The organism is Rhizobium sp. UFLA01-1127, assembly GCF_059803845.1.
Map to the genome: position 1 here is coordinate 23,921 of NZ_JAUQTZ010000038.1, position 26,423 is coordinate 50,343.

The following is a 26,423-nucleotide window of genomic DNA, read 5'->3' on the forward strand; positions in this document are numbered from 1 at the left end:
ATCACGCGCCCCTCTTTCGCAACGAAATGATGGCGGCGGCGATGAACCCAAGTCCAAAGAGGCCGATCACCAACATATCAAACCAGAGATCGGCAAAACCGAGCCCCTTTGCAACGACACCGACGCTGACCGGCTGATACCATGCCGACGGGAAAGCAAGCCCCATCAGTCGCGCGCCTCCCGAAAGCGAGGAGACCGGGACGAGCAGTCCAGAAAAATTCACTGCGGGAATAATGGCGATGATGGCTGTTGCAAAAATAGCGGCGACCTGACTGCGGACAAAGCTCGATATGAACAGGCCGAAGCCGGTCGTCGCAAAAACATAGAGCAATGACCCAGCAGCAAAAGTCAGGAGGGAGCCTTTGATCGGCACTCCGAAGACAATACGAGTGATCAGCGCAAGAAGAATGAAACTCAGGAAGGCGATCGCGACGTAAGGCAACTGCTTGCCAAGAAGGAATTCAATCTTCGTGACGGGCGTCGACTGAAAATTGGCGATCGATCCGGTCTCTTTCTCCTTGACGACACCAAGGGCGGTCATGATGGCGGGAATGAGCACCAACATGAGCACGATGACACTTGGCACAATGGCATTGGCACTTTTGAAAGCCTGATTATAACGAAACCGACTTTCAATCTCGATCGGATAGGCGGATGTAGCGCGACCGTTTTGACGGGCGGCATTGTCCCTCATGTAGCTCGTGGCGAGCCCTGAGACATATCCGCGCGCCGTCTCCGCCCGGAAAGGCATGGCGCCGTCAAGCCAGACCGAGACTTCCGGGTGGATCTGACGTATGAGATCCCTCCCGAAGTCGGTCGGAACCTCGATCGCCAGCTTCAGCTCACCGCTTTTGAGGCGAGTCTCGAGGTCATCGACGGAAGAGGCCACCGGCCGCTCCTCGAAATAGCGTGAACCTTGGAAGCTTTCCAGAAGTTGTCTGCTCTGAGCCGATTGATCCTGATCGAAGACCGCAAATGGCAGGCGCTCCACATCGAAGGAGATGCCATAGCCGAAGGTCAGGAGAAGGATTGCGGGACCCAGCAATGCGAAGGCTAGACGGGTGACGTCACGGCGTATCTCCAGGGTTTCGCGCCATGCATAAGCCCACAACCTGCGAAAATCAAAGATGCCGGGCTTCGAGACGAGTGCGGCTTGCGCCGGCGTTGCAATCGTAGACGTATCGTCCCGTCCCATTCCCGCCTCGGTGAGTACGTCGATGAAGACATCCTCCAGTGCCTCGCGACCGCGCTGCTTCTTCAGTTCCGTCGGACTGCCGACGGCAAGCACCTTGCCTTGGTGCATCAAGGAGATCCGATCACAGCGTTCGGCTTCGTTCATGAAATGCGTAGACAGAAAGATCGTTACCCCGTCTCGTCGTGAGAGTGTGAGGAGCGAACGCCAGAAACTGTCGCGAGCGACCGGATCGACGCCGGATGTCGGCTCGTCGAGTATCAATATTTCCGGCCGATGGATGACAGCGGCCGCCAGTTGCAGGCGCTGCCGCATGCCGAGCGGCAAGCTCTCGGGACGACTGTCGGCGACAGCTGCAAGTTCGAAGTCGCTCAGCATTTCCTGGACGCGAACCGTCGCATGCTCGGCCGGAATGCCAAACAACTGTGCATGCAGTACCAAGTTCTGGCGCACCGTGAGTTCACCGTAGAGAGAAAATGCCTGAGACATGTAGCCGACACGGCGGCGCGTTTCCAAATCTCCGGCTTTGAGCGGCTGACCGAAGAGGCGCGCCTCCCCCTCGCTTGCAGGAAGCAGACCCGTCAACATCTTCATGGTCGTAGTTTTGCCACTGCCATTCGAGCCGAGAAAGCCGAAAATTTCACCCTTGTCGATACGAAAGCTCACATGATCGACCGCCGTGAAGTCATCAAAACGTCTCGTAAGTCCCTCGGCTTCGATGGCGGGTACACCATCTCCGATCGGTCGCGGGACAACGACAATTGGCACATCTGCTCTGCGCACCTCCTCCGGCAAAAGCGCAACGAAGGCACCCTCCAGGGAAGATTGTCCTGCGCTCCGCTTAACTTCCGCAGGGCTGCCTGTTGCGATCAGCCGTCCGCCATACATTGCGGCAAGCCAATCGAAACGTTCGGCTTCTTCCATATATGCCGTCGCGACAATGACACTCATTCCCGGCCGCCGCGCCCGCATACGTGCGATCAGCTCCCAGAATTGCCGACGCGATAGCGGATCGATGCCGGTCGTCGGCTCATCGAGGATCAGAATATCCGGATCATGAATAAGTGCTGCGCAGATACCGAGTTTCTGTTTCATGCCGCCTGACAGCTTACCGGCGGGGCGGCCCCGAAATTGAGCAAGCCCCGTCATTTTGAGCAGCTCGTCCATGTGTTCCTGGCGCTCGCTGCGATCCATAGCAAAGAGACGACCGAAGAAATCAAGATTTTCCGCAACGCTCAGCGTCGGATAGAGATTGCGGCCGAGACCCTGAGGCATATAGGCAATGCGGGCACCGACGAGGCGGCGTTGACGCGCGTCGGACATGTCGCCGCCGAGGACGCGGATGTTCCCCTGTTGCAACCTTGTTGTACCGGCAGCGAGCGCGAGCAGCGTCGACTTTCCGACCCCGTCGGGACCAATTACGCCTGCCATGCAGCCGGACGGAAGAAGGAGGTCGACCCCGTCGAGCGCCAGTTTTTTTCCATAACGATGGGTGACGCCCGCAAGGTGGATAACCGCGCCAGTCATTGGGGCAACTTCACGGTGAGTTGCGGCGGCCAAGGGGCGGCCGGATCGGTGCGCACATAACCCACGCCGCGAACCCCTGTCTTCACCTGTGCTTCGTACTGCTTCAGCAAATCGGATGCGATACGAAGCTTGACACGGAACATCAGCTTTTCGCGTTCGTCATCGGTCTCTACCGTCTTTGGCGTGAACTGCGCCTCGGCGGCAACGAAGGAGATCATTGCAGGTACGACATAATCAGGTGCCGGATCGAGAATGATGCGCGCCTCATCGCCAAAAACCAGACGCCCAGCCACCCGAGCCGGCAAGAAAACCGTCATGTAGACATCCGCCAGATCCAGAAGCGTCGCGATCGGCGCGCCAGCTGCCACCACTTCACCCGATTGTACCAACTTGTATTCCACACGCCCTCGCCTTGGCGCCTTTAGGATCGCGTCATCGAGTTGAGAGCGAATGCGCGCCACTTCGGCGCGAGCTGCATCCAAGGCAGCTTGAGCCTCGTCACGACTTGCAAGCGCGGAGCGGGAGGCCGCCTCGGCAACGGTAAGTTGGCTGCGACGTAGGTCGAGTTGTTGCCGTGTACCACTGCCCGTGGCGCTGAGATTGAACGCTCGGTCGAGTTCCTGGTGCGCGAGTGTAAGTTCGCTGTCGCGCTGTGCAATGGTCGCCTCGGCACTTGCCACACCGGTTTCGGAACGCCGAACTTCCGCCTGAGCCCCCGAAAGCTGCGCGTCGAGTTCGGAGGTGTCCATTCGCGCAATGATCGCTCCTGCGTCGACGATCTGTCCCTCTTCGACTAGAACATCAGCGACACGACCGGCGAACTTCGCGGAGACCAGAACCTGTTGTGCTTCGATGCGGCCGTTGGACACCGCAATCCCAGCCGGCTGCTCGCTGCCGCGCAACTTGCTCCAGAGCTCTTGCACATGATCTTTCAATGTCGTTGCATCACGCGCTGCGGCATCGTGGCTTACCACATTTAAGGTCAGGATGACAGCAACGGCGAATAAAAGGGGGACGTGCAGTTTGTACAAGAACCGGCTCCCAGAGAACGGATTGGATGGGTGCTGCCGGCGTGGCGAACCACTTCGGCGCTACGTTCATTATTCGCGGGTGAGCCCGCCCATCATTGATGTAGGTCATCTGCGGAACGCAAACTCGCCGTCACTTGAGACATTGTTCGATACGATCCGTGCAAGAGAAGATTGTCGCCGGTGGCGGGAAAGCTTCGGTTAGGCACGAGCACAAAAGGGCCGACGGCTTTCACTTTCCTCAGTCAATCTTTTAGCGTCCGTTTAGCGTCGTCGTCAGATCTCGCTTTACATATGGCCTTCGATAGTCACTTTGAGCGACTGCGTACCGACACTCCGAGGCACCCTCAGGAGATAGCATCAGGCCTCAGCGGAATGTTGTGGCAACTGCTTGCCTCCAAGGTGGGGTGTTTGTGTTTAGCAACCTCACCTTGCCATAGCGCTGGTCGCTATCCACCCTCCTCATAGGATCTCCACAATGCCGGGATAACGCCCAGCACCACCAGCTCCTCCCCAGTCAAAGCTAATTTTGATGTCCTGTTTACTTCGGCCTTACATGTGGTCGCGGTCTGGGCGGACGGAGGCCAAGCCTCAGTAAAGGCGGATCGCGGTCAGTTTTCGTGGATGATGCCCGTCAGCGTATGCGAAGTTTGCGATCGACTTGATCAGGATCAAAGTCGATCACCGCCGTTTGATATCCACTCCGCCCCATCGGTATTCTCAATCTTTGGGAGAAAGTCATGGCTTCAGCCGACATCAAACCGGTCGTCTCGACTGCCCCCACCGCGACCAGTAGCAAATTGCGCCTTGGATCACTGACGGCACTCGTCATCGGCTCGATGATCGGCTCCGGCGTCTTCAGTCTGCCGCAGAACATGGCAACCGGCGCTGGCCCACTGGCGGTCACAATCGGCTGGGCGATCACCGCGATCGGTATGTTGGCCCTTGTCTTTGTGTATCAGTCGCTCGCCACTCGCAAACCGAACCTCAATGCTGGCCCATATGCCTACGCGAAGGCCGGTTTTGGACCGTTCATCGGTTTCAACAGCGCTTGGGGTTACTGGATCAGCGCTTGGATCGGCAACGTTTCTTATGCTGTTATCGTCTTTAGCGCGCTATCCTATTTCTTCCCATCCTTCGGAGACGGAAATACTTGGCAGGCCGTGCTTGGCGCGTCGATGCTGCTGTGGTTAATCCACGCGCTTGTCCTTGCTGGCATCCGCGAAGCCGCGGTCGTCAACCTTATTGTGACCGTCGCGAAAATCGCGCCGATCATATTGTTCATCGGCGTAGCAGTGGTTGCCTTTAAGCTGGACGTCTTCTCGCTCGATTTTACCGGTTTGGGAAATGCTGGCCTCGGCTCCATCACCACCCAAGTCAAGAGCACGATGTTGGTCACTCTCTGGGTCTTCATCGGCATAGAGGGAGCTAGCGTGTTTTCCGCTCGGGCGGAGCGGCGGCAGGATATCGCCAGGGCGACGGTCCTTGGCTTTTTCACCTGCCTCGCTCTCTATGCGCTCGTGTCACTGCTTTCGCTCGGTATTCTCAACCAGCCGGCGCTCGCCGCCTTGAAGAACCCGTCCATGGCTGGAGTGCTCGAGGCCGTGATCGGTCCGTGGGGCGCCATTCTTATCAATATCGCGCTTGTTGTCTCGGTGATCGGCGCCTTTTTGAGCTGGACGCTGCTCGCGGCGGAAATTCCCTTCGCTGCAGCGAAAGATGGCACCATGCCAAAGTTCTTCGCCCGGGAAAGCGAGCGCGGAGTGCCGTGGCTCTCCTTGTCGATCACCAATCTTCTGGTCCAGGCCTTCCTCATTGTCACGCTGTATGCCCACAGCACGTATCAGGCATTGTTTTCAATCGCCTCGACCGCCATTCTGGTGCCCTACATCTTCTCCGGCGCCTACGCGGCGAAGTTGGCCCTAAGCGGCGATAGCTTTGCTCCGGGCGAGCGGCGAATGGCTTCGATGCTCGTCGGGATCTTAGCAACGGTCTACGGGCTCTGGCTCGTCTACGCCGCCGGCCTGTCTTACCTGTTCATGTGCGCAATCCTCTATGCGCCTGGCATCCTGTTCTACGTCCTTGCGCGACGTGAAACAGGCCAACGAACCTTCCATCCGCTTGAGGCTCTTCTCGCGCTCGCCCTTGTCGCAGTGGCGCTCCTTGCCGCTTACGACATGTGGATCGGCATCGTCAGTCCGTTTTGACAGGATCAACATCATGAATATCTTGGGCGTTCATTCGGAAGTCGGTCGACTCCGCGAAGTCATGGTCCATCGACCCGATCTCAGTCTTAGGCGGTTAACCCCGGACAATTGCAAGGCTCTGCTCTTCGACGAAGTCTTATGGGTGAAACGTGCACGTCAAGAGCACGACATCTTCGTTGATGCCTTGCGCGAACGCGGTGTGGTCGTGCAGTCCCTGGGCGAGCTCCTCGCGGAAACGATGGCCTTGCCTGAGGCACGTCGCTGGCTGCTGGATCGCCGTGTCCAACCGGCTATTGTCGGACGCGACATGGTCGACGAGTTGCGCGGCTGGTTGAATGAAATGCCGTCCGATCGACTTGCGACCTATCTCGTTGGTGGTATCGCGCGCGCCGAACTACCGTTCGAGCCACTCGGACTGACTGGGCGGACGCTCGCGCCGCAGGATTTCGTGCTTCCGCCATTACCGAACCAGCTCTTCACCCGAGACAGTTCCTGTTGGATCTACGGCGGCGTTTCGGTCAATGCCATGTATTGGCAGGCGCGGCGCCCGGAGGCGGCGAACGTCGAGGCGGTATATCGCTTTCATCCGCGCTTCGACAGCGCCGGCTTCACTTTCGTCTCGCCCGAGGACTCGGTTGTCGAAACCAGTCTTGAGGGTGGCGACGTCATGCCAATCGGCGGTGGTGTCGTGCTCATCGGGATGGGTGAACGTACCACCCCGCAGGCCGTCGGCGCCTTGGCTCGAAATCTCTTTGCGAATGGCATTGCACAGCGCGTTGTCGCAGCCCTGATGCCGCGCGACCGCAGTTTCATGCATCTCGATACCGTCTTCACATTTTGCGATCGCGATCTCGTGACGATGTATCCTCCCGTCATCGATCGTCTGCGCAGCTTCTCGCTGCGGCCAGGCGACGCCGAAGGCTTGATCGACGTGAGAGAGGAAACATCTCCATTCACGAACGTCGTGGCAGAAGCGTTGGGGTTGAAGAGCTTGCGGCTCGTCGCGACTGGCGGCGATCACTACGAGGCAGAACGCGAGCAATGGGATGATGGGAACAACGTAATCGCCATCGAGCCCGGAACCGTCATCGGCTACGACCGCAACGTCTACACCAACACGCTCCTGCGCCGCGCAGGCGTCGAAGTCATCACCATCGAGGGCGCTGAACTCAGCCGGGGCCGCGGCGGCGGACATTGCATGACATGCCCTCTCGTTCGCGATTCCCTATAGCAACACAGGAGCCCATCATGGCTGTCAATCTTCATGGCCGCAGCATCTTGTCGCTCGACGATCTGAGCCCGGATGAGATCCGCTTCCTCTTGCGCCTGGCGGCCGATCTCAAGGCCGCCAAGCTTGGGGGCTACGAAGTGCCTCGCCTCACGCGGAAGAATATCGCCCTTATCTTCGAAAAGGATTCGACGCGCACCCGAACGGGTTTCGAGGTGGCCGCCTATGATCAGGGTGCGCACGTCACCTATATGGGTCCAACCGGCAGCCACATCGGTCACAAGGAATCGATGAAGGATACTGCCCGTGTCTTGGGACGCATCTATGACGCCATCGAGTATCGCGGTTTTGCGCAAAAGGCAGTCGAAGAACTTGCGACCTATTCCGGCGTGCCGGTCTATAATGGGCTCACCGATGTCTCGCACCCGACGCAAATTCTCGCTGACCTCATGACGATGCGCGAGTTCACCCATAAACATCTGTCAGATATGGTCGTTGCATTCCTTGGCGATGGGCGCGACAACGTGGCGATGTCGCTTGCCATTGGTGCTGCGAAAGTCGGGATCGATTTTCGCCTCGTCTCGCCGACGGCTCTATGGCCGGAGCAATCTTTTGCCGATCACGTGAAAGCGGAGGCTTTCAAGAACGGCGGCAAGTTCGCGTTGAAGGAGCACGTGGGTTCAGGAGTGCTGGGCGCCGATTTCATCTACACCGACGTCTGGCTTTCAATGGGTGAGAATGAAGCGGCTTGGGCTGAGCGCATCCAGCTTCTTTCTCCTTTCCGCGTCACCACTGAGGTAATGGCAGCGACGGAAAATCCCTATGCGAAGTTCATGCATTGTCTTCCGGCGTTTCACGATACCAAGACCGAAGTCGGCGCCCGCATCGCCAAGGAATACGGGATCGATTGCATGGAGGTGTCCGACGAGGTTTTCGAGTCGCGCGCCTCCATTGTCTTCGATGAGGCCGAAAATCGCATGCACACGATCAAGGCGCTGCTTGTCGCGACGATCGGAGGCTGACATGCTGATTGTCACTGCACTTGGTGGGAACGCGCTCTTGCGTCGTGGCGAGCCGATGACCGCCGAACATCAGCGCGCGAATGTCCGGCTTGCTGCGATGGCCTTGGCCGAGCTCATCCTCGCCGGCCATTCACTGGTCATCACCCATGGCAACGGTCCCCAGGTCGGCCTCCTGGCCCTTCAGGCAGCAGCACCCAATGGCGGCGCCTTTCCCTTGGATGTGCTCGGGGCCGAAACCGAGGGCATGATCGGCTATATGATCGAACAGGAACTCGGGAATATCCTGAAGGACAATCCGCTTGCAACCCTGCTGACGCTGGTGCGCGTGGACGAGCAGGATCCGGCCTTCTTGCATCCAACCAAATTCATAGGGCCGGTTTACGACGCGGCCACCGCCCGGCAACTGGCCAAAGAACGCGGCTGGCGGGTCGCGCCCGACGGCGAGAGCTGGCGTCGCGTCGTTGCCTCGCCAAAACCCTTAGGCATCGTAGAAGCAAAAGTCATCTCGCTGTTGGTTAGTCATCGCGTCACCGTCATCTGCACCGGCGGTGGGGGCATCCCGGTGATCCAGCGAAGCGACGGCAGCCTCGTTGGAATCGAGGCCGTGATTGACAAGGACGCTGCAAGCGCGCTCCTGGCAGAGCAGCTCAACGCCGATATGCTGCTGCTTCTGACGGATGTCGATGCCGTTTATCTGGACTACGGCACCCCCAGAGCCCGTGCCTTGGGTTGCATTGCTCCAGAAGCGATCTCCGATCAGCCGTTTCCTGCCGGTTCTATGGCACCGAAGGTTGCCGCCGCAGTCCAGTTCGCAGCGAAGATGGGCAGACCGGCGGGTATCGGCAGGTTGGAGGATGCAGTCGCTATCGTTCGTGCTGAAAAAGGAACATTCCTCGATCCGCAACTGTACAGCAAGAGGCTGTAGAATCCGCAGAGGAAGTCCGAGGGTTAACGTGGGACCCCACTGGGGCTAACTGTCATTGAATGACCAAAATATCGACAGAGGGATCGCGAATATGTTTTCGCCGAAACTGAGCACGCGCTCCCCCATATAGATAACGATGCCGACGAAGGGACGGTTCATACCTGGCCCTTCGTCTCGAAACCACCGCAGATGTTGAAAGTCTTTTGCTTCAACCGTAGTCGATGTCTTCATCTCGAAGCCGATAATCGTTCTGTCTGACTCAGCAAGGATGTCTATCTCGCGCCCCCTTTGCCTCCAATGATAAAGCCGCCATTGACGCATCTGATGAGGGAGGGATTTCCACATTTCATTGAAAACGAAATTTTCGAACAGGCCGCCGAGTGCGGTGGGATTCGCGCCAATATTGAAGCTCTGGGCGTTCATACTCCTCAAAGCCGCGACGACCCCAGTATCCACAAGATGGATTTTTGGTTGGCGTATGTCGCGCTTGGACTCTCCGGAGGTCCACGCAGGCAATCGTCGCAATAGAGAGAGCTTGGTTAAAATATCGAGGTAGGTCTCGGTGGTATTCCTTTGTAAGCTGATGTTTGAACATAGTTCGTCTATATTCAGCTCGTTTCCGACACGCGTTGCTAGTTGATCGATCATTCGCCTCATGGCGTCTGATTTTCTTATTTTTAAGATGTACGCAACGTCGCGCTCCACGACACTGTCAACGTAGTCTGTGTATCGATTTTGCCTCCAGCGCTCTTCCAGAGTTCGTATCTCGGGGAAACCGCCTGCGACTATCAAGTCGATGTATTGTACCCTGGACAACGTTTCTGGTTTAGGCAGGTCTAGCGGATCGGGACGGTCCTTCGTCGATGCCCAGTCGAGAATTTTTGCTGGCCCCATGCGCTTTGTTTCGGCGACACTCATTGGAAGCATCGTCATTGTATGAACCCGACCCGCCAACGAGTCCGCCACGTGCGCGGAAATGAAAACGTTGGATGAGCCTGTCAGGACGAACTGACCCATTGCTCGGTTTTCGTCCACGATTCTCTTCAACGCCAAAGCTAATTTCGTTGATCGTTGGGCTTCGTCGATAATGAGGGGGCCCGCTTTCGTCTCAGCCAAAAGGGCATCCAGCTGTCCTTTTGGATCAGCCTCAATAGCCTCAAGCACGCCTTCGTCATCTAAGGTGATGAATTTTCCAACGGTCAATAGATCACGTACCAGTGTCGTTTTCCCGACCTGACGCGGTCCAATAATGTTTACCACGCGCGCTGATGTAAGTGCGGCTCTAAGTTGGGGCTGCAGATGACGTGGGAGAAGGCTCTCATCCATTGACACTTCTTTTTCTCAGTAAACCGATATGGCGAAAGTTGTAATAGCGTATCGGCAAAAGTGTCAATAGGAGTTGGGTGAAAGTGTCAATAGAATGCCGGTGGAACCGTCAATAGCGCCCTGGTGGAATTGTCAGTACGCATTGGACTTCTCGGTCCAGACTTGGTCCTCGATGCGCTTCGCCGCGCCCCGCCAGTAGCCGCAAAGGTTTTCCGACGTCGTGCGGTGGGTGACGGTGCGCAGCACGTCGGCGAGTTGCCAACGCAACCCCACGTAGCGAGCGTCCTCCTTCCAGGCGACCATGGCCCATGTACTTCACCGAGAAGCGGTGGTGAATGCCGACGTACGAGCGCTCGACGCGGGCGAAGAAGCTCTCGATCCTGTTGGTGTTGGTCCCATCCTCGATCTGGTAGGCCTTGCTGTGGTTCACCCGCTGGAAGATCGCCAGCCCGACGAGATCGTCATATGAACCGTGTTGGTCTGCGGTCAGCAACGATTGCGGTTGGACATGATCGCGAACGGCCGCCCAGGCGACCTTGGGGTTTTCGTCGGAAACGACGGCGTGATCGTACGGTTCGGCGCGTCGAGATTGCGCTCGCGGATCTATTGAGTTGCGCGAAATTTTGAACCGCATTTTCATTTTCCGCTGACCCACCTTGCAAAATTCAACCCTTTGAAATGATTGATTATTATAAGTTTTCTCTGATCTTGGTCAAACGCGAAACCGGGTTAAATCATCACGGAAATTAACAGGTCTGCCCACAGCAGTGTTGGCCAACGGAAAACTATGCGCCAGCCCCTATGATGAGGGCCTTTTGAGGAGCAAACGTGCTCTCGCGCACCACGGAAATCTCGGCAATCACACCGGCAAGCACCGCACCCGACACGTTGGGACTGACAACCGTCGCTGCGATCGGCGGTCAGCCAGACGCTTCCCTCAACAAAACCCCATAACTTTCAGTCTGCCGACCGCGGGTTCCTGCATGAGAGGCTTTCGTACCCGGCTGAGACGTTGACCGGCTTTAAGCGCCGGTTCCAATTACATCCCGCAATTAATCACTTTTTTAACTATGTCGGCGAGGCTTGGACATATTTACTTGCATGTCTCCAGGGGGAAGTGGATGCCGCAGTTGCCAAAAAAAATAAAATCGATCGGCTTTCGCTCAGGCGCAGGAATGGCACTTTTGATCGCTGCCGTCTTATTGGTGGCGGTCGTTGGATTGCACGGTATAGGTGATCTTACCGGTGCAGTTTCGCAATCGGTCGACACATCGCGCGTCCTGATCGGTGTCGATGAAGCAAAAGGCGCTATAATTCAGTACATGGTCGATAAGGAAGCCGGGCATATTACAACCGCTTCCAAGGCGCTTGATGATGCGCGGTCCGCTTTAAACCGATTGGCGATTTCTGATGGCGAAAGGCAGCGCTTGTCAGATGGGCTGGACGCCATGAGCAATGCCGTCAAGGGGCTGGCAAATTCTCAGGACGCCGTCGAAAAGGCCGGAGCTCGGCTTCGCGATGCAACGGCCATGCTGCTGTCTTCCGCAGAGGCGGCGGAGAAAAATGCCCAGGATATGGCAAATCAGGCGGAAACCAACTCAGCCAATTCTCTCGTGACCTTCAACCGCATTCGGGTGTTGATGCAGAATGCCGGCAAATTCAACGGAGCAATCAAGGATCTGGCTCTGGCAATGGTTGGCAGGACTGAGCCGCAGGACAACGCAGCGGGTAAGGAGATTGAACAACTGGTTGCCCATGCCGAGGCCGATCTTCAGGAGGTCGCGAATTTGGGTGGAACACCCGATATCCAGCCCACCGTCACCGACTTGGTGAACGCATTTGCAGAAATCCGCCCCCGCATCCTTCAAAACAACGGCGCGTTAAACGATCATTCAAGCCCTATTTCTTTCGATTCCATCTCACAAAAAGCACGCAAACTCGATGACGCTCTCCAAAAATCCGCCGAGGTCGAGTTGGCATCGAAAAGTGATACCGACCAAGCACGTTCGAAAGCGCGTATTCTTTCTGGCACGGCCCGCAATCTGAGCAACACCTTAAAAGATACCTTGCTGCAGGTGGAACGTTACCGAGTGCAACCGTCGGAGAATACCGCGACCGCTGTTGCGGCGGGATTGAAAAAGTCCGAAGGTTTTGCCGCAATGCTGGCAAAGCTTGCCGGAAACGACGTAGGCGCCCAAATCGGGCAGCTAAGCAGCGCCTTCGACATAATCAAGAACAACTCCTCAGCCTTTCAGCGCGAAGCTTCATCGGTCGTCTCTACTTCGCAAAATTTGAGTGAGGGCACCGCGCATGTGGCTGGCGAAATCGCTCTTTTGTCGCGGGAGCAAAGTAGCAGCAGCACCGAGTGGATGTGGGCAGCGGGTCTGGCCAGCCTCCTTTTAGCCGCAAGCATCGCTTCGTTTATTTTCCGCTCGGTCGCCAGGCCTATGGTCCGTGTCGCTGACGCCATGACGAGACTTGCGAAGGGAGAAACGAGTTCCACTATCGGCTTGGTCAAGGCTGATAATGAGATCGGCGATATGATTAGTGCGCTACATGTGTTTCAAGATAACGATCGCGCTCGCGTAAATGCCGAAGAAGCGGCGGAAAAGGAAAGGCAGCAATCCGAGAGCAATCGGAAGCAACGAGAAGCTGAGCGCCTTTCAGACGCGATGGCGATGGAGCATGCCTTCGAAGAAATTGCGAATGGTTTGTCAGGACTTTCGAAGGGCGATCTCACGGTGAGAATGGGGACCGTCGATCAACGATACGAAAAGATCCGCGATCATTTCAATAGTGCTGTAGCGGCGCTGGAAGAAACAATCGACACTGTGATCGCAGCCGTCGGCACTATCAGGTCAGGATTGTCCGAAATATCCTCGGCCTCGCATGACCTTGCTGTCAGAACCGAGCGCCAGGCCGCTTCCTCCGAGCGGACTATGGAGGCCCTCGGAGATGTTTCGCGCGGAATCGCAGATACCGCAGATGGTGCCGCGCACGCTCGAGATACTGTCGCGATTACGATGGGGCATGCGGAAAAGGGAGGAGAGATTGTGGCGAATGCGATCAGCGCGATGGGCGAGATCTCCGCGTCTTCAGCTAAGATTGGAGCTATCATCGGCGTGATAGACGAGATTGCATTTCAGACGAATTTGCTCGCACTCAATGCTGGAGTGGAGGCTGCCCGTGCCGGCGAAGCCGGCAAGGGTTTCGCGGTTGTCGCACAGGAGGTTCGCGAACTTGCTCAACGCTCGGCACATGCCGCCCGCGAGATTAAGGTACTGATTTCCACGTCCATGTCGCTCGTTACGACTGGCGTGAAGCTGGTGGATGAAACCGGCGCTTCCCTCAAAGAAATCCGCCTTCAAGTGTCTGATACAAGCATGGTTGTCAGCCGAATTGCAGCATCTGGGCAAGAACAGGCAGTATATTTGCGCGAGGTTGCGGCGACGAGCGAAAGCATGAACCAAATCACTCAGCAAAATGCGGCAATGGTCGAGCAAACGACGGCCGCATCTCAGGGGCTTTTCCACGAAACGGAAAAGCTTGCCGAGATGATGGAGCAGTTCGTAACGAAGGGGAGTTGCTGGGACCAGCGCGCCTACTCTCTCGCCTCGTAGACAACATATCCCTAAACATGGGGTAATTGCGGTCGCGATGGCTCTGGAGACGACCGCCCCTGCGTTGCGAGTTCTTGCACCGTCGATTGCCTCCGACAACTGCGCCGCGTCGTCGGCAAGATGCGTGGCTGCCGCATCCTTGCGCCAGTCGTGGAAGCTGCGCTCGACACCGTCCAGCTCAATGAGGTAGAGGCCCATTGTCCGCATCGGATCGCGCGAGAGGGCCGCCCCATCAAATCCATCGGCCCGGAGCTCTTCGACAAACCGGTCGGAGGGACCGTCGACCCCTACCCCCGTCACGAAGCCCACTGGCCGTCTCACCCGGCAAGTGCGCCATATGCCATGCTGTATTGAACGTGTCACCGGCGTAACCGAAGCGGAACAGGTTCGCACTATCAGGGCGCCATTTCAATCATCGCCTCGCCGATGGCGACAATCTCTCTCGATGCAAACTCGATCATTCGGGGCACCCTCAACTTTTCTCGAGATCGTAGATGCGCCCTGTGAGCCACGCGGGCCAGTCCCGTTCGAAGAAGGACCTGGCGCTCTCGTCGAACGTCCGGTTCTGACGGGTGTGGATATCGAAACCTCCGGTGCCCATTCGCACCACAATCTGTTCCTGACGGTGCTCGTCGCGCTCCTTGCGGAAGCGAAACGCCTCGAGCGGACCCGACTTGGAAAGAGGCAAGGATTCACCGTTGCGATCACAGATCGCGCGCGCGCCGCGGCTACCTCCGCCGTTTGCGATGAAGAAGTCCAAGGCGGCCAGGACGGCTTCGGATGCGATCGCCATCTGGCACCATTGAACGGCGCGGGCCGCCTCTGCGGCCCGGTCGTAGGCTATCCCATGCGTGCTGATGCTCTTATTGAGCAGCCGTGCCTCCTGCAGCGCCTCAGCGACGCTGCGCGGATCGCAGATCAAGCCGGCCTTATCGCTCATGCGCGCCTGCACTTCGGTTCGGATTGCCTTTACGGACAGTTCACTGTCGGAGCGAAGGAGCGTGCTGATTTCGGCCATACCCTGCTCGGCAGCAATCCTGATGTCTGCTTCAGGAGGCATCCGGGCTTTCCCGCTGGCAGATATGTGCTCCGCGACGCGTGTCCCGAAAACTTGCCCGGCATTGAGTGCGGCACCGCCGGGACGCGTAACACCATGGGTTCCGGCGGCCTCGCCGATTGCGTAGCAACCGGCAACGTTGCTACGGCCCCAAGTATCGACCATGATCCCCCCGTTCATGTGCTGGTTGTTCACAGCGAACTCCAGGGGCTGTTCGGCTATATTGATTTTGTAGCGGCGGTAGAGTTCGATCGAAAGCGGGTTCATGTGCCGAAGGCGATCGATCGGCATCTCCTGGCGCGCGCCTGCATTTCCAAGATACTGGCTGACATCACGGTCGAGCCGTTCCAGCGAGAACGGCAGGTCGCCGGGGACAGTCAGCGGGTTCCTGTTGAAATCCATGAAAACCTGGCGGCCGGCAATGCTCTCTCGATAGATGGCGAGATCCACGAGGCTCGATCCGAAATCGAGCATGCGGGTGGAGTGGAATGGCCATTGGTAGCCCTTGCGGAATACGTTCGATGCCAACTCCTGGGTGGTCCGATAGTACTCCGCGAGGAAATGATGCTCGTTTCCGTCTGCGTCCACCGAAAAGATATGGGGAATGGCCTGCACGTAGGTGCCGGAAAGATTCCACGGGAATCCTTCCCGGCGGGTGCCGATCCCGAACTGGCTCTCCGTCAGATTCACCAGCTCGATGCCCGCCTCAAGGGCCAGGCCCAAAGATCCGAAGCAGCCGTTCGGATAGACACTGTCTCGATAGAGTTCTCCGGGTCCGCCGGCCGCGAGGACCAGAACGTTGCAGACGAAGAGAGCCAAGCCGAGGGGATTGTTCTCGCATCGATCGCCCGCCTTCATGACGAGCGCGCCGCAAATTCGGCTTTCGGGCCCCCGCTCCTCCTTCAGTATCTTCACGACCGTCGCGTGGTTGTAGAACGGGATCCCAAGACGTATCGCCTCTTCGGCGAGCACCTTGACCATCAGCCTCGACGTTCTTGGTCCGCAGCTCGTTGCGCGACCGACCTCGTCGTGGTCCGTCTGATATCGCAACGTCCCGCCAAGCGGCTCCTGCGGAAGCGGCAGGCCCAGGAACTGCAATGACGCCATCATGCGTGACGACCCGACGGCCTCGACGTAAGCCGTATCCTCGTCCATCGCGCCGCCCGCACGGATCGCGCGGGCCATCGCCTTATAATTATCGCCTTGGTCCGCGGTATTGGCGGTGTGCAGCGTCTGCTTGTCGGAGCCGGAACAGGCGGACGTGCCGCCCCAGGCGCTTTGGCTGACGATTGCCACATCGTCGCCGCGCCGCTTCAGTTCGACGGCCGCGCGCAAGCCCGCCGCGCCAGATCCGACGATGACGCAGCCGGCCCGATAGACGGGCACGTCGGTGCCTGCGAGGCGGACTGTCTCCGAGGACACGGCTTCGGGGGACAGCCGCGGCATGTCGACATCCGTCAGCGCGTCGAGGATGTGTTGCGGGACATCGATGGTCATTGGCGCAGGTCCTTGCGAAGTCTTGGATCAGGAGAGCGGAATGTCGACCCAGCGCTTCAGGCGCGAGGACTCCATGCAGGCATCGACGATCTGGCAGATATGATGACCGTTCTCGAACGTCGGCCACATCGGCGTGTTCGTGGTGATCGACTTCACCACCTCGGCGGCTTCGATAATCTTGCTCTCGTTGTAGCCGAGGGCGAAGTTCGGAAGCGGCAGGAACGCCCTGAAGGTCGGGTTTTCGGGTCCGACATCGATCTCGCGAAAGCCGCTTCGGCCCGGTCGGTCGTCGTTCGTGTAAAAGCGAAGCCGGTTCACCTCATCATAGGTGTAGGCGATGCTGCCCTTCGTTCCATAAATTTCGTAGGTCTGCATGAACTTGCGGCCGGTGGCGACGCGGCTGAAGTCGACGATCCCCGCAGCGCCATTCTCGAAGCGGCAAAGCAGGTTCGTGGCGTCGGGATTGGTAATCTCCGCCCACTTTTCATCGCCCTTGAGCTTGACCTGCTCGCCATATGCAAGCCCTTCCACCACAGGCCGCTTGGTCGTGACGATCAGGTTGTCGGCAATCAGAGAGCTGACGCGACCGACCAGGAACTCCATGAAGCTGAAGATGTGTGAGCCGGTGTCGCCGACGATACCCGTCGGCGCCAGCTTGCCGTCGGCGCGCCACATGAATGGCGCCATCGGGTCGCCGTACATGTCGACGTGCTGACAACCCTTGAACATCTTGATCTCGCCGATTTCCCCCGCCTCGATGATTTCCTTGGCGAGGTCGTGGACCGGATTACGAGGGAATGCGTGGCCGACTCTCGTGATGACGCCCTTCTCTCGGGCGATATCGGCAAGCTCGCGAGCCTCTTGCGCCGTATTCGCCAGCGGCTTCTCGCAATACACGTGCTTGCCGGCGATCAGTGCGGCCTTCGCCACTTCGTAGTGCAGGCTGTCTGGCAGGCATATGTCGATCAGATCGACTTCCGGATCGTTTACCGCCTGCTGCCAGTCCTGCATGATCATCGCGCCGGGAGCCCGTCGGGCAAGATCTTCGGCCGCGGCGGGGTTTGCCTCGACGATAGCGACGACGCGCGCGGTCCCTCCGGAGGTGCCGAGGAAATGAGGGAACGTCTGGTAGGCCATGGTGTGAACCTTGCCCATCCAGCCCGAGCCGCCCAGCACAGCCACCTTGATTTCGCCCATTGCGAACACTCCTCTTTAAGCCGACCCGTTTAGGACCGGTCGCTGAAATTCATCTGTTCCCCGCGGTCGCGGAGGCGTGACGTGTTTCCTGCCGGCCTACCGGACGCCGGCTCGTGCCCTCGGGCGCGTATCGTTGCGCTCGTATGAAAAGATTGCCGACGGCAGCGGTGGCAGGCCACGAATGAGGTCTGCTCCCTTCTCGCCGACCATGATCGTCGGAGCGTTGGTGTTGCAGGAAGGAACCCGCGGCATGATCGAGGAATCGCAGACGCGCAGCCCTTCAAGCCCATGGACCTTGAGATCGAGGCCGACGACAGCGTCGTGCCCCGTACCCATCTTGCATGTCCCGACGGGATGGTGGTCCGTCTTGGCGTTGGCGCAGCCGTATTCGAAGAGCTGCTCGTCGGTCATGACCTTCGGGCCGGGAAGGCGTTCGGCCAATACGAACGGCTTGAGGGCGTCCTGCTGCATGATTTCGCGCGCAATCTTCAGGCCTTCGACAGACATTTTCCTGTCGTGCGGGTCCGACCAGTAGTTCGGATCGATAAGGGGCGCCGCTGCTGGATCGGACGAAGACAGACGGACCGTGCCGCGCGACCTCGGGTGAAGGTATGCGGAGTTCAGCGTGACGCCTGCATTCTTCAGACGCTCGACACCAGCCTCGATGCCGGATCCGAGGCCAAGATGGAACTGGATATCCGGCGAACGGGCATTAGGGTCGGCGTACCAGAAGCCGCCTGTCTCGAAGAGCGACGATGCGACCGGACCGGTACGGAAGAGCATGTACTCCATGCCCGCCCACAGGGTGCGATGCAGCTTCGCGACACCGTCATAAGTGTGGTCGCCGGTGCATTCGGCGATGACGAACAGATCGAGATGATCCTGCAGGTTACCGCCGACGCCCGGAAGATCGTGAAGGACTTTCAAGCCGACTGAACGCAGGTGATCACCGGGGCCGATGCCCGATTGAAGAAGAAGCTTCGGCGAGCCGATCGCTCCCGAGGAAACCAGGACTTCCCGCTCGGCGCGGACGATCTCCAGGCCACTTCCGCCTGCGATCTCGACGCCTACGGCGCGGTTGCCTTCCAGCACGATGCGCGAGACGCGCGCCCCGGTGCGGACCTTCAGGTTCTTGCGGTTCTTGATCGGCGAAATATACGCCATCGAGGCCGAAGAACGGCGATGGTCGCGCTGGGTGACTTGATAGAAGCCAACGCCCGCCTGCTGCCGGCCGTTGAAGTCGGGGTTGTAGGGAATACCCAGTTCCTGCCCCGCACGGATATAGGCGTCGCAAATGGGCAGCGGCGCGGCCGGCATGGATACGCCAAGCGGACCGCCATAGGAATGGTAGTCGTCTGAGAACCGCTGGTTGTCTTCGGCGCGTTTGAAGTAGGGAAGGATCGAGCGATAGTCCCACCCCTCGCAACCGTCTTCGCTCGCCCAAAGATCGTAGTCAGCGGAATTTCCGCGCGTGTAGAGCTGCGCGTTGATCGACGAGCCGCCACCGATGACCTTGGCCTGCGTATACCTGAGCACCCTGCCGTTCATGTGCTTTTGAGGCAGCGTATGCCAGCCCCAGCTCGCAACGCCCTTCGTCATCTTTGCAAAACCGGCAGGCATATGAAACAGCGGGTTCCAATCGCTGCCGCCCGCTTCCAGCAGGAGCACGTTGACGTTTGAATCTTCGCTGAGCCGGTTTGCAAGCACGCACCCGGCCGGACCAGCTCCCGTGATAATGTAGTCGAAACGCATTTTGCTAATCCTATTGGATGCTAGGGAACGATGGGTCCATGTCGGCATTGATCGTCACCGGAGATCCTTCGACGCTATGTGGTCCGCCACGCGAAGCGCCTGGCTCGCCACCGTCAAGGCGGGATTGACCGCGGCCGATGTCGGCAGGAAACTGGCGTCCACGACGAAGAGATTGTTGTGGTCGTAAGAGCGGCAGTATGGGTCCAGAGGCGCGGAGGCGGGATCATTTCCGATCCTGACGGTTCCGCACTGGTGCGACGGGGTGCGCTTGTCGAATGCTCTCGCAAGCACGATCGGGAACCCGATCGACTTCAGGATCTGTTTCAGCTTCGCGACGAGTGCGAGATGAGCTTCCCAGTTTGTCCGTTGCCATTGCAGGATGATGCGATCGCCATCGACCAAGACGCGGCTTTCCGGATTGGGTATGTCCTCGCTCATCGCATAGAAGTCGATTGCGTGCCCCGTAACAAGATTGAGCAGCCATTCCGGCGCGCTTGGGAGAGATCCCTTGAGGATTTTGGCGGACACCCGTCCGAGAAGCTGCACGTTGCCGAGGGGAAATCCGCCCTCCCCGTCTGAAAGATAGAAGTCGTTGAATGCGAACGTCTTCTGATAGATGGACGTGTTCCGGAATGTCGGCGATACGCCGATTACGGCCGAAGAGTTATGGTTCATGAAGTTGCGCCCGACCTGGTCGGAAGAATTCGCAAGGCCATTCCTGTAGCGGTCGTTCGCCGAGCGCAGCAGCAGGACCGACGACTGAACGGCACCGGCAGACAGGATGACGATTTTCGGGGCCACGGAAAGCGTCTGTCCGTTCCTCACATAGAGGACCTTCTTAATCTTGCCGCCTTCACCGGTCTCCAGCCGAATCACGCGCGAGTTCGTTTGCAGGACGACATTCGGATGCTTCATCGCGATGGAGAGCGCCGCCGTTTCGGCATCCATCTTGCCGTCCCTGGAATTCGGATGAGCGTCCCACGGTGTCTTCGCCTTGGCCAGCCAAGTGTCGATGTCGATGCCAAGTGGTAACGAAGATGGATGCAGCCCCTTCTTCTTGAGACGCGCTCTCACATCGGCAATGGGAGCTTCGTCCGGAACCGGCGGGTATTCATATCCGAGCGAATGGTGCGGCTCTGTCGGGTCTTCGCCAAGGGCGCCGCGAACGTTGTACATGCGCTCCGCACGGCTATACCAGGGCTCCAGGACCTCGTATGGAAAGGGCCATGCCGGGGAAACGCCTTCCCGATGCTTGAGAACCCCGAAGTCCTCCTTGCGGTATCGGGACAGCACCGCGCCATAGAATTTCGAGTTGCCGCCCACATTGTAGTAGTTGCCGGGATTGAAGCCTGTTCCATTGGCTTCGTACCATGTCTCCTTCGGTCGGAAGTGTCCGCGTTGGAAGATCGCTTGCTGGTCGCGATTGACCGGCAGGTCGGCAATGTGATCGCCCGCTTCCAGGATGAGAATCTGGGCGCCGCTCGCGGCCAGACCGGCCGCCACGGTCGATCCGCCCACTCCTGAGCCGATGATGACGATATCGGGTGTGACGTTCATTTCAATTCCCGCCCTTACGCGATCCGGATCTGGGTCTGCGGATCGAAGAAGACGGCCTTGTCGAGATTGAAGGCGAGGCGTGCCGTCTCACCTGCCTTGATCCGGGCATCAGCCCGCAGGCGCGCCACGACTTCCTTGCCGCCCAGCTTGGTGACCGCGAAAGTATCCGATCCGGCCGGCTCGACGACCTCGATAAGGCAATCGTTTTCCGCCACGCTCCGGGCATTTCGGTCGGCGCCTTCCGGGTCGGTCAGGGCTTCGGGGCGGATGCCAAAGATAACATCGCGATCCGCATAAGCCGCCAGCGACGCCATGTTCAGCGCGATAGGGAGCTTCATAGCCTCTCCCGCTGCTCGCTCGAGCGAAACGGCGAGGCCGTTCGACCCCTTCAGGATCTTGCCTGAAAGCAGGTTCATGGCCGGCGATCCCATGAAATCGGCAACGAACATGTTTGCCGGATTATTGTAGATTTCCGCGGGCGTGCCGAACTGTTGGACAATACCTTCCTTCATGACGGCGATCTTCGTCGCAAGCGTCATGGCCTCTATCTGATCGTGCGTGACGTAGACGATCGTCTTGCCGGTCGTCTGGTGAAGGCGCTTGATTTCGGTCCGCATATCGACGCGAAGCTTGGCATCGAGATTGGAGAGCGGCTCGTCGAAGAGAAACAGCTTCGGGTCACGGACCAGCGCACGGCCCATCGCTACGCGCTGCCTTTGGCCACCCGAGAGCTGGCTCGGCTTGCGGTCGAGCAGATGGCCGATCTGCAGCACCTTGGCGACCTTGTCGATCGCCTGCTTGCGTTCTTCGGCAGGGACGCCGCGCATTTCCATGCCGAAGGCGATGTTTCCCGAAACCGTCATGTTCGGATAGAGCGCGTAGCTCTGGAACACCATCGCAATGTCGCGCTTCGATGGATGCAGGTCGGCGATGCTGCGGTCTTCGACGCGAATATCGCCTTCAGTGATCGTCTCGAGACCGGCGATGGTGTTGAGCAGGGTCGACTTGCCGCAGCCGGACGGACCGACGAGCACGAGGAAGCCGCCCTTTTCCAGTTCGAGGTCGATGCCCTTCAGGATTTCGAGGGCGCCGTAGCGCTTTCTGAGACCGGAGATATTGAGAAAGGCCATTATGATTATCCTTTGACAGCGCCCGCCATCAGACCGCGAACGAAGTAGCGGCCGGCGACGATATAGACGATGAGGGTCGGCATGGCGGCGATCATCGCGGCGGCCATGTTGACGTTGTACTCGACCACGCCGGTCGAGGTGTTGACGACGTTGTTGAGAGCAACGGTCATTGGCATCGAGTCGCCCGAGCCAGCGTAAGCCGACGCAAACAGGAAGTCGTTCCAGATATTGGTGAACTGGTAGATGACCGTGACGACGATGATCGGCAGCGAGTTCGGCAGCATGATGCGGCGGAAGATCTGGAAGAAGCTTGCACCGTCGACCTGGGCTGCGCGCACGAGCTCGTTCGGAAATGCCTCGTAGTAGTTGCGGAAGAAGAGCGTCGTGAAGCCGAGACCATAGATGACGTGGACGATGACGAGATTGACGGTCGAGTTGCCGAAGCCCAGCGACATGCCGATCTCGTTACGCAACGTCGCTCCGAACCGACCGAGGTTGCCAAGGATGGTCGCCATGGGAAGGAGTACCGACTGGAACGGAATGAAGCAGGCAAACAGCATCAACCCGAAGATCAGCGTGTGGCCTGGAAAACGCCACTTCGTCAGAATGTAGCCGTTCAACGCGCCCATAATGGTGGAGATCGCAACGGCCGGCACGACCATCTTGATCGAATTCCAGAAGTAGCCCTTGATGCCTGTGCACGTCAGACCGACACATGCCTCGCCCCAGGCCTTGAACCAGGGATCGATGGTCGGCGACTGCGGCAAGGCCAGCATGTTGCCGTTCTGGATCTCGTCCATCGTCTTGAACGAGGTAACCAGCATGACGAACAGCGGCATCAGGTAGAGGATCGCGAATATGACCAGCAGACCATAGATGATCGTGCGGCTGATCCATCGACTGCTGGCGATGCTTTGCGACGGTGAAGACGGGGTGGAAATCGTGGTCATCGCGCCTTCTCCTTCAGTTCGGAATAGAGGTAGGGAACGATGATCGCGGAGATCGTCATCAGCATGATGATCGCGCTTGCGGAACCGACGGCCATCTCGTTGCGCTTGAAGGTGTATTCGTACATGAAGTTGGACGGCAGCCACGCCGAGCCGCCAGGCCCGCCGGAGGTCAGAGCCACGACAAGGTCGTAGGACTTGATCGCCATATGAGCAAGCACGATGAAGGCCGACAAGAAGACAGGACGCAGCAACGGAATGACGATGCGGCGATAGAGCTGACCGGTCGTCGCGCCATCGATCTGGGCGGCCTTCATGATCTCGCTGTCGATGCCGCGCAGGCCCGCAAGGAACATTGCCATGACGAAGCCGGAGGCCTGCCATACGCCGGCAATGACGACGGTATAGATGACGAAGTCCTTGTTCTTGATCCAGTCGAAATGGAAGCTCGTCCAGCCGAAGTGATGCAGCGTCTGCTCAAGGCCGAGACCCGGATCGAGGAACCATTTCCAGGCAACGCCGGTAACGATGAAGGACAGCGCCATCGGATACAGGAAAATCGGTCGCAGGATGCCCTCGCCACGGATCTTCTGATCCAGCAAGATCGCCAGAAACAAGCCGAGTGCCAGGCAGATGCCGACATAAAGCACGCCAAAGATGCCCATGTTGGTGATGGACGTGTACCAACTGGACGGCGGATCGCTTTCGAAAGTCCAGCGCCACAGGCGCTGGTAGGCACGCGCGCCGGTCAGGGCGTAGGATGGAAAGGTCTTCGAATTCGTGAAGGACAGATAGGCCGTCCATGCGATAAAGCCATACACGAAGATGATGGTAATCGCGAAGCTTGGGGCAAGCACGATCTGCGGAAGCGCGTTCTGCATCCGCGTGCGTATGGACGTGCGCTTCCCGCGCGCGAGAATTGGTTCGGTGGTAGCGACAGTGCTCATGATAGGCATCCCTTCGGGGCGGGGCTCGACCGGGCATCTTCCCCGCGATTTCCGCGGGGAAGACTTTCAGCCGCACTTAGCGTGCGTCGTCGATTGCCTGGACGAGTTGCTTGACAGCTTCGTCCGAGGTCTTGATCTGGCCATGGACGAATTTCGAGACGACGTCCTTGTAGGCGTTTGCGATTGCCGGAGGCGCGCCATAACCTTGCGCCAGCGAACCGAACAGCGTGCCTTTCTCGTTGGCAGCCTTCAGGTCCGCGATGCCCTTCTTGCCGCAGGCGTCGAAGTCGGTATCGGGAACGTCGGTACGGGCAGGAACCGAGCCCTTTACGACATTGAAGGCTGACTGGAAGCTCTTCGACAGTGTCGCCGTTGCAAGCGCAACCTGCGCCGCCTTGCGATCGTCAGGCACGTTGAACATGCCGAACATGTCAGAGTTGTAGATCACGCTGCCTTCGGTGCCGGGGAAGCGATAGCACAGGAAGTCCTTGTTCGGGGTCTTCTTGGCGGCAACGAATTCGCCCTTGGCCCAGTCGCCCATGACCTGCACGAGCGCATCGCCCTTGATGACCATCGCGGTCGCGAGGTTCCAGTCACGACCGGAGAAATTCGGGTCGACGTACTTGATGATCTTGGCGAGATTGTCGAACGATTTCTTCATCGTGTCCGACTTCAGCGCCTCCTCGTCGAGGTCGTTCATCGCCTTCTTGTAGAACGCGGGACCGCCGGTCGCCTCCACGATCGAGTCGAACATCGTCGCTTCCTGCCAGTTCTGTCCGCCGAGAGCAAGCGGAACGACGCCGGCGGCCTTCGCCTTGTCGAGCAGTGCGATCAGGTCGTCGAACGTCTTCGGCTCCGTGCCGCCGATCTTGTCCATGACGGCCTTGTTGATCCACAGCCAGTTCACCGAGTGAACGTTGACTGGGGCTGCGACCCATTTGCCATCGTATACGGCAAACTTCTGCAGCGCCGCCGGAACAGACTTGTCCCAGCCTTCCTTTTTTGCGGTTGCGGTCAGATCACCCATGACTCCGGCCTGGGCATAGTCGAGAACGGTATAGCCGAGCATCTGTGAGGCGGTCGGATAATTGCCGGCAGCAACCATCGCTTTCAGCGCGGTCATTGCAGCGTCACCGCCACCGCCTGCGACCGGAACGTCCTTCCAGGCGTAGCCTTCCTTGGCCAGGTCCTGCTTCAGAACATTGAGTGCCGCAGCCTCGCCGCCCGACGTCCACCAGTGCAGCATCTGCACTTCTTTCACGTCAGCGGCGTGTACCACAGCGGTGGCACCAGCAAATGCAAGTGCGATCACAGCGGTAGATGTTAGAAACTTGCGCATTGAATCCTCCCAGTGCAAGTTTGAGGTGCGGGACCCATTCCCGCACCGATCACCCGCCCTCCTCGGGCGTAGTCCTTTTGCCGGCTTAGCCCAGCGTTCCCTTCTTCGGCATCCACCAATTCGTCCTGGCGCCGATGTGCATGTTGAGCGTCTTGGTCTCGGTGTAATCCTCGACGGCATGGCGGCCCAGCTCGCGGCCGAGGCCGGACTGCTTGTACCCGCCGAACGGAAGTTCCGAAGCACCGTCCATGAAGGTGTTCATCCAGACTGTCCCGGCGCGAACCTTTCTGCCGATCGTCAGGCACGTGTCGAAGTCGCGGCTCCACACACCGGCCGAAAGGCCGTAGTCGATAGAGTTTGCGATCTCGATCGCTTCAGCGGTTGTCTCGAATGTCAGAACGGAAAGGACTGGCCCGAACACTTCCTCGCGCGCAACGGCCATGTCCGGCGTGACAGCTTCGAGAATGGTGGGGGCCATGAACTGCCCCATGCCGAAATCAAGCGCTTCACCGCCGTGAGCGATCCGCGCGCCGCTGCTCTTGGCGCCGGTCAGGTAGGTGTTGATCTTTTCCAGGTGCTGCCGCGTGATGATGGCGCCGACCTGAGTGCTTGGATCGAGCGGATCGCCAACCTTGACGTCCTTCGCCAGCTCGGCAACGCGCTTGACGACGTCTGATGCGATGCTCTTGTGCAGGATCAGTCGAGAGCCGGCATTGCAGCATTCGCCTGCGTTGAAGTAAGCGCCGAATACGGCAGCGTCGATGAAGGCATCGAGATCCGCGTCTGGGAAGACGATCTGCGGGTTCTTGCCGCCGAGCTCGAGCGAGACCTTCTTCAATGTCTGGGCAGCATTGGTCATCGTCAGCTTGCCCACCCCCGTCGAACCGGTGAAGGACACCATATCGACATGCGGATGCGTTGTCAT

General features: G+C 58.6%; 18 protein-coding genes and 1 pseudogene. 5 read left to right on the top strand and 14 right to left on the bottom strand.

Annotation, left to right across the window (positions count from 1 at the left end; translation table 11 throughout):
• Nucleotide 1: 1 nt before the first annotated feature.
• Together rbbA and Q4Q11_RS12155 are read right to left on the bottom strand one after the other, a co-directional pair.
• A complete protein-coding gene (rbbA, locus tag Q4Q11_RS12150) occupies nt 2–2,719 on the bottom strand; it encodes a ribosome-associated ATPase/putative transporter RbbA (protein ID WP_113215542.1) in 2,718 nt (905 codons plus the stop codon).
• Nucleotides 2,716–3,750, bottom strand: coding sequence for an HlyD family secretion protein (locus Q4Q11_RS12155; protein ID WP_498569626.1), 1,035 nt, complete (start codon nt 3,748–3,750; stop codon nt 2,716–2,718). Before Q4Q11_RS12155 ends, rbbA begins: the two co-directional genes overlap by 4 nt.
• A 737-nt stretch (nt 3,751–4,487) precedes the next feature.
• Between Q4Q11_RS12155 and arcD the strand changes: the two genes are divergently transcribed.
• Genes arcD through arcC form a run of 4 tightly spaced genes read left to right on the top strand, consistent with a single transcriptional unit; the run spans nt 4,488 to nt 9,129 of the window.
• Nucleotides 4,488–5,954 (top strand): arginine-ornithine antiporter, encoded by a 1,467-nt coding sequence (arcD, locus tag Q4Q11_RS12160; protein ID WP_498569627.1) that lies wholly within the window; start codon nt 4,488–4,490, stop codon nt 5,952–5,954.
• A gap of 13 nt (nt 5,955–5,967) precedes the next feature.
• Complete coding sequence (locus Q4Q11_RS12165; RefSeq protein ID WP_113215545.1) at nt 5,968–7,185, top strand: arginine deiminase; 1,218 nt, start codon at nt 5,968–5,970, stop codon at nt 7,183–7,185.
• Between the two features lie 17 nt (nt 7,186–7,202).
• A complete protein-coding gene (gene argF, locus Q4Q11_RS12170; RefSeq protein WP_498569628.1) occupies nt 7,203–8,204 on the top strand; it encodes an ornithine carbamoyltransferase in 1,002 nt (333 codons plus the stop codon).
• A 1-nt stretch (nt 8,205) separates the two neighbouring features.
• Entirely contained in the window at nt 8,206–9,129 is a 924-nt protein-coding gene (arcC, locus tag Q4Q11_RS12175) for a carbamate kinase (protein ID WP_113215547.1), read from the top strand.
• 45 nt (nt 9,130–9,174) lie between these two features.
• Here arcC and Q4Q11_RS12180 read toward each other — a convergent pair whose 3' ends face one another.
• From Q4Q11_RS12180 to Q4Q11_RS12190, 3 genes and pseudogenes are all read right to left on the bottom strand, one after another.
• Nucleotides 9,175–10,455: an ATP-binding protein gene (locus Q4Q11_RS12180; RefSeq protein ID WP_498569629.1), complete on the bottom strand. Its 1,281-nt coding sequence runs from the start codon at nt 10,453–10,455 to the stop codon at nt 9,175–9,177.
• Between the two features lie 132 nt (nt 10,456–10,587).
• The gene (locus tag Q4Q11_RS12185; RefSeq protein ID WP_498569630.1) at nt 10,588–10,758 is read right to left on the bottom strand and encodes a hypothetical protein; all 171 of its coding nucleotides are present in this window, start codon (nt 10,756–10,758) and stop codon (nt 10,588–10,590) included.
• Nucleotides 10,759–10,822: 64 nt separating this feature from the next.
• Nucleotides 10,823–11,095 (bottom strand): annotated as a pseudogene (locus tag Q4Q11_RS12190) (transposase); the annotation flags it as partial.
• Nucleotides 11,096–11,576: 481 nt separating this feature from the next.
• On the opposite strand from Q4Q11_RS12190, the gene Q4Q11_RS12195 reads away from it, so the two are divergent.
• Nucleotides 11,577–14,075 carry a methyl-accepting chemotaxis protein gene (locus tag Q4Q11_RS12195; protein ID WP_498569631.1) on the top strand — a complete coding sequence of 833 codons (2,499 nt, stop codon included), beginning with the start codon at nt 11,577–11,579 and terminating at the stop codon, nt 14,073–14,075.
• 472 nt (nt 14,076–14,547) lie between these two features.
• Here the strand turns inward: Q4Q11_RS12195 and Q4Q11_RS12200 are convergent, their stop codons facing one another.
• The 9 genes from Q4Q11_RS12200 to Q4Q11_RS12240 all read right to left on the bottom strand — a co-directional run.
• Nucleotides 14,548–16,629 (bottom strand): FAD-binding protein, encoded by a 2,082-nt coding sequence (locus Q4Q11_RS12200; protein ID WP_498569632.1) that lies wholly within the window; start codon nt 16,627–16,629, stop codon nt 14,548–14,550.
• Between the two features lie 27 nt (nt 16,630–16,656).
• A complete protein-coding gene (locus Q4Q11_RS12205; protein ID WP_498569633.1) occupies nt 16,657–17,826 on the bottom strand; it encodes a Gfo/Idh/MocA family protein in 1,170 nt (389 codons plus the stop codon).
• Nucleotides 17,827–17,922: 96 nt separating this feature from the next.
• Nucleotides 17,923–19,578 carry a GMC family oxidoreductase gene (locus Q4Q11_RS12210; protein ID WP_498569634.1) on the bottom strand — a complete coding sequence of 552 codons (1,656 nt, stop codon included), beginning with the start codon at nt 19,576–19,578 and terminating at the stop codon, nt 17,923–17,925.
• A gap of 54 nt (nt 19,579–19,632) precedes the next feature.
• The gene (locus Q4Q11_RS12215) at nt 19,633–21,135 is read right to left on the bottom strand and encodes a GMC oxidoreductase (protein ID WP_498569635.1); all 1,503 of its coding nucleotides are present in this window, start codon (nt 21,133–21,135) and stop codon (nt 19,633–19,635) included.
• A 14-nt stretch (nt 21,136–21,149) separates the two neighbouring features.
• A complete protein-coding gene (locus tag Q4Q11_RS12220) occupies nt 21,150–22,265 on the bottom strand; it encodes an ABC transporter ATP-binding protein (RefSeq protein WP_498569636.1) in 1,116 nt (371 codons plus the stop codon).
• Between the two features lie 5 nt (nt 22,266–22,270).
• The gene (locus tag Q4Q11_RS12225) at nt 22,271–23,215 is read right to left on the bottom strand and encodes a carbohydrate ABC transporter permease (protein WP_498569637.1); all 945 of its coding nucleotides are present in this window, start codon (nt 23,213–23,215) and stop codon (nt 22,271–22,273) included.
• Nucleotides 23,212–24,159, bottom strand: a complete 948-nt coding sequence (locus tag Q4Q11_RS12230) for a carbohydrate ABC transporter permease (protein ID WP_113215556.1) — start codon at nt 24,157–24,159, stop codon at nt 23,212–23,214. Before Q4Q11_RS12230 ends, Q4Q11_RS12225 begins: the two co-directional genes overlap by 4 nt.
• 76 nt (nt 24,160–24,235) lie before the next feature.
• A complete protein-coding gene (locus tag Q4Q11_RS12235; RefSeq protein ID WP_112508027.1) occupies nt 24,236–25,498 on the bottom strand; it encodes an ABC transporter substrate-binding protein in 1,263 nt (420 codons plus the stop codon).
• A gap of 85 nt (nt 25,499–25,583) precedes the next feature.
• The coding region (locus Q4Q11_RS12240) for an aldehyde dehydrogenase family protein (protein WP_498569638.1) at nt 25,584–26,423 on the bottom strand (840 nt) is incomplete at its 5' end.

Excerpts from the sequence above, each read along its gene's own strand:
- argF (WP_498569628.1), top strand. The coding sequence starts at position 7,203 with ATGGCTGTCAATCTTCATGGCCGCAGCATCTTGTCGCTCGACGATCTG.
- Q4Q11_RS12195 (WP_498569631.1), top strand. The coding sequence starts at position 11,577 with ATGCCGCAGTTGCCAAAAAAAATAAAATCGATCGGCTTTCGCTCAGGC.
- Q4Q11_RS12205 (WP_498569633.1), bottom strand. The coding sequence starts at position 17,826 with ATGGGCGAAATCAAGGTGGCTGTGCTGGGCGGCTCGGGCTGGATGGGC.
- Q4Q11_RS12210 (WP_498569634.1), bottom strand. The coding sequence starts at position 19,578 with ATGCGTTTCGACTACATTATCACGGGAGCTGGTCCGGCCGGGTGCGTG.
- Q4Q11_RS12180 (WP_498569629.1), bottom strand. The coding sequence starts at position 10,455 with ATGGATGAGAGCCTTCTCCCACGTCATCTGCAGCCCCAACTTAGAGCC.
- Q4Q11_RS12185 (WP_498569630.1), bottom strand. The coding sequence starts at position 10,758 with ATGGTCGCCTGGAAGGAGGACGCTCGCTACGTGGGGTTGCGTTGGCAA.
- arcC (WP_113215547.1), top strand. The coding sequence starts at position 8,206 with ATGCTGATTGTCACTGCACTTGGTGGGAACGCGCTCTTGCGTCGTGGC.
- rbbA (WP_113215542.1), bottom strand. The coding sequence starts at position 2,719 with ATGACTGGCGCGGTTATCCACCTTGCGGGCGTCACCCATCGTTATGGA.
- Q4Q11_RS12225 (WP_498569637.1), bottom strand. The coding sequence starts at position 23,215 with ATGACCACGATTTCCACCCCGTCTTCACCGTCGCAAAGCATCGCCAGC.
- Q4Q11_RS12220 (WP_498569636.1), bottom strand. The coding sequence starts at position 22,265 with ATGGCCTTTCTCAATATCTCCGGTCTCAGAAAGCGCTACGGCGCCCTC.
- Q4Q11_RS12230 (WP_113215556.1), bottom strand. The coding sequence starts at position 24,159 with ATGAGCACTGTCGCTACCACCGAACCAATTCTCGCGCGCGGGAAGCGC.
- Q4Q11_RS12165 (WP_113215545.1), top strand. The coding sequence starts at position 5,968 with ATGAATATCTTGGGCGTTCATTCGGAAGTCGGTCGACTCCGCGAAGTC.
- Q4Q11_RS12235 (WP_112508027.1), bottom strand. The coding sequence starts at position 25,498 with ATGCGCAAGTTTCTAACATCTACCGCTGTGATCGCACTTGCATTTGCT.
- Q4Q11_RS12200 (WP_498569632.1), bottom strand. The coding sequence starts at position 16,629 with ATGACCATCGATGTCCCGCAACACATCCTCGACGCGCTGACGGATGTC.
- arcD (WP_498569627.1), top strand. The coding sequence starts at position 4,488 with ATGGCTTCAGCCGACATCAAACCGGTCGTCTCGACTGCCCCCACCGCG.
- Q4Q11_RS12215 (WP_498569635.1), bottom strand. The coding sequence starts at position 21,135 with ATGAACGTCACACCCGATATCGTCATCATCGGCTCAGGAGTGGGCGGA.